Raw genomic sequence first — 1,081 nt, forward strand, 5'->3', positions numbered from 1 at the left:
CCCGCACAGCAGAAGTCGAACGGCCGGGGCACGTCCGTGCCCGAGCCGACGACCGTGCCGCTCGGCCTGGCCAATTTCGCCTGGGACTTCCAGTCGATCCGGACGTTCGCCGACCGCGACCACAAGAACATCCTCTCGTGGAACGTCTACGACCGGGGCAGCCACTTCGCCGCGCACGACGCGCCCGATCTGCTCGTCGACGACATTCGGCAGTTCTTCGGCAAGGTTCGCTGATCCGCCGCCGGTTGTCGGCGGACCCCATCAGATCCCCATGTTTTCGCACGAAGGGAAACCCTCATGTATCTCGTCATCGGTGCCACGGCTCACTTCGGACGTCAGGCGGTAGAGGAGTTGGTCGCCGCGGGTGCGCCGGTGCGGGCGCTGACCCGTACCCCGGAGCGGGCCGGGCTCCCGGCGGAGGTCGACGTCGTCCGGGGCGATCTGACCAAGCCCGAGACGCTGCCGGCGGCGCTGGCCGGCGTCGAGGCTGCCTTCCTGGTTCTGCAGTACGGGATGGATGTCGCTCCGCTGTTGGCGGCCGCGGGCCGGGCCGGGGTGCGTCGGCTGGTGTTCCTGTCCTCGGGGGCGGTCGTCCCGGGCGCCGAGCGGCAGCCCGACGTGATCGCCCAGTACCACCGCGACGTCGAGCGGGCCATCGAGGCGTCCGGGATCGAGTGGACGTTCCTGCGGCTGCTGTTCCCCGCCATCAACTCGTTGACGTTCGCGATGCAGCTCCAGGGCGGTGACGTCATTCGCGCGCCGTACACCGAAGCGGCCTTCAGCGCCGTGCACGAGCGGGACGTCGCCGAGGTGGCCGCGCGGATCCTGATCGACGGCGGGCACGGAGGGCGGGCCTACGACCTGACCGGCCCGGAGTCGCTGACCCAGGCACGGCAGGTCCGCATCCTCGGCGAGACGCTGGGGCGCCCGCTCACCGTCGAGGACCTCGACCCGGAGCCCGTGCTGGAGCAGATGAGCCAGTTCATGGACCCCGAGTTCCTGGCCGCGCTGTTCGCTCTCATGGCGCAGGCGGTCGGCAAGCCCGCGCCGGTCAACGACGTCATCGAGCAGATCACCGGGC

Annotated in this window: 1 protein-coding gene and 1 pseudogene; both read left to right on the forward strand. The window is 70.3% G+C overall.

What is annotated here, in order from left to right; all coding sequences use genetic code 11:
• Positions 1 to 234, forward strand: a pseudogene (locus ACY34I_RS40455) (epoxide hydrolase); the annotation flags it as partial.
• Between the two features lie 63 nt (positions 235 to 297).
• Positions 298 to 1,081 (forward strand): NAD(P)H-binding protein (locus tag ACY34I_RS40460; protein ID WP_462760838.1); only part of this gene is annotated, 784 nt, incomplete at its 3' end.

Source organism: Micromonospora sp. RTBAU3-60, assembly GCF_054963695.1.